The organism is Paracoccus yibinensis, from assembly GCF_030846195.1.
Taxonomy (GTDB): domain Bacteria; phylum Pseudomonadota; class Alphaproteobacteria; order Rhodobacterales; family Rhodobacteraceae; genus Paracoccus; species Paracoccus yibinensis.
Map to the genome: position 1 here is coordinate 1 of NZ_JAVCWH010000062.1, position 1,492 is coordinate 1,492.

A 1,492-nucleotide genomic window follows, 5' to 3' on the forward strand; every position below is an offset into this window, starting at 1 on the left:
CAGGGCGCTTGTCACGGCGGCCGAGAGCCACGAGAGCTTTGGCCTGAGCATACGGCAAGCCGAGCTGGCCAGGGAGCGGCTTCTCACGCGTGAGCATCAACACAAGAGACCGCAGCATGAGTTGCGCCGAAAGGATCACGATCTGGATTTGTAAGAGCGGCAAGCGGCGTTGGACCGGTCGGGACGTGCCTGACGACGATGTCGTCGGCGCGACGACATGGAAGCCAAGAAAGTACCCCATGTTGCGGATCAAAAGTGTGACTTGATAACTGTTATGAATGCTGCCACTTTGGTTCCAGTATAAGGAGCGGGACATGTTGAGTGCCGAACTTGGACCGAAACTTGAGAGCTATGTGGCGGAGTTGGTTGAAAGCGGCCGCTACAACTCGAAAAGCGAGGTCGTGCGTGAGGGCATCCGCCTGATCCAGGAACGCGAGATGCGTCTGGCCGTGTTGGACCAGGCCTTGGCTCGCGGCTTGGCCGATGCCGACGCAGGGCGGGTGCGGCCTGCTGCGGACGTGGCGGCGCGGCTGACAGCCAGATACGAGGCATGGCCGCGCGGCACGGAATGATCGTCGAGATCACCGCCACGGCCGAGGCGGACCTGGAGGGGATCGGCGACTATATCGCGCGCGACAATCCTGCCCGCGCCGTGACCTTCATCCGAGAGCTTTACCAGTGCTGCATGGATCTGGCGGAGATGCCACTGGCGTGGCCGATCGTGCCCCGCCAGGAGCGCCATGGCATCCGGCGCCGGGTCCACGGGCGCTATCTGATCTTTTACCGTGTTGCCTCCGATCGGATCACGGTTCTGCATGTTGTGAACGGCGCCATGGACATCGATGCGATCCTGTTCCCGGAAGGATGAAGTCGCAGGCCAGCAATCCCGAGCCGCTCAACGCTCCCGGACAACGATATCATGTCCCTGATCATGACAGGTCGATCTCCGCAGTGGCGGCAGCTTTCGTTTCCTGCAGCTCATGATCGAAGGCGTCCATGCCTGCCTGGGCTGCCATCACAATGTCATCGCCTATGATGACGGATCCCGCCGGAACATCTGGTTCTGCCTCGACTATCTGTGGCCAGAAGCGCCAGAACGTCGCCGCTCTGCGCCAAGTCTGGATTGCGAGACGCCAGCCTTTCATGGCCAACCATCTGGAGCGATTGGCGTTCATCGATGGTGAGGCGTGAGCCCGCCACTGGTCCGAGGGCCACGCCGAACGGGGTCAAGACGAACATGGCCAAGACCACAGGATGGGCACCCTGCGGGCAGCGCCTCGTTGATCATGCACCGTTCGGATATTGGCGGAGCCAGACCTTTGTCGCGGCCCTGCGTCATGACCGGCTGGACGCGCCCTGGGTGATCGACGGCGCAATGAACGCCGAGATGTTCAACCTTTATACCAAAACCCAGCTGGTCCCGACGCTCAGGCTCCGTGACGTCGTCATTCTGGACAATCTCTCCAGCCACAAGAACTCGGCCGCAGCGGCA

General features: G+C 61.5%; 5 protein-coding genes. 3 read left to right on the forward strand and 2 right to left on the reverse strand.

Features of this window, described 5'->3' with window-relative positions; translation table 11 throughout:
* Nucleotides 1-253: hypothetical protein (locus RAH32_RS21430; protein WP_306610409.1), on the reverse strand; the 253-nt coding region annotated here is incomplete at its 3' end.
* 61 nt (nt 254-314) lie between these two features.
* Between RAH32_RS21430 and RAH32_RS21435 the strand changes: the two genes are divergently transcribed.
* Nucleotides 315-572, forward strand: a complete 258-nt coding sequence (locus RAH32_RS21435; RefSeq protein ID WP_306610410.1) for a type II toxin-antitoxin system ParD family antitoxin — start codon at nt 315-317, stop codon at nt 570-572.
* Entirely contained in the window at nt 551-868 is a 318-nt protein-coding gene (locus tag RAH32_RS21440; protein WP_306610411.1) for a type II toxin-antitoxin system RelE/ParE family toxin, read from the forward strand. Before RAH32_RS21435 ends, RAH32_RS21440 begins: the two co-directional genes overlap by 22 nt.
* A gap of 61 nt (nt 869-929) precedes the next feature.
* Here RAH32_RS21440 and RAH32_RS21445 read toward each other — a convergent pair whose 3' ends face one another.
* Nucleotides 930-1,145: a hypothetical protein gene (locus tag RAH32_RS21445; protein ID WP_306610412.1), complete on the reverse strand. Its 216-nt coding sequence runs from the start codon at nt 1,143-1,145 to the stop codon at nt 930-932.
* Nucleotides 1,146-1,177: 32 nt separating this feature from the next.
* On the opposite strand from RAH32_RS21445, the gene RAH32_RS21450 reads away from it, so the two are divergent.
* Nucleotides 1,178-1,492: transposase (locus RAH32_RS21450; protein ID WP_306610413.1), on the forward strand; the 315-nt coding region annotated here is incomplete at its 3' end.

Excerpts from the sequence above, each read along its gene's own strand:
- RAH32_RS21445 (WP_306610412.1), bottom strand. The coding sequence starts at position 1,145 with ATGAAAGGCTGGCGTCTCGCAATCCAGACTTGGCGCAGAGCGGCGACG.
- RAH32_RS21440 (WP_306610411.1), top strand. The coding sequence starts at position 551 with ATGGCCGCGCGGCACGGAATGATCGTCGAGATCACCGCCACGGCCGAG.
- RAH32_RS21435 (WP_306610410.1), top strand. The coding sequence starts at position 315 with ATGTTGAGTGCCGAACTTGGACCGAAACTTGAGAGCTATGTGGCGGAG.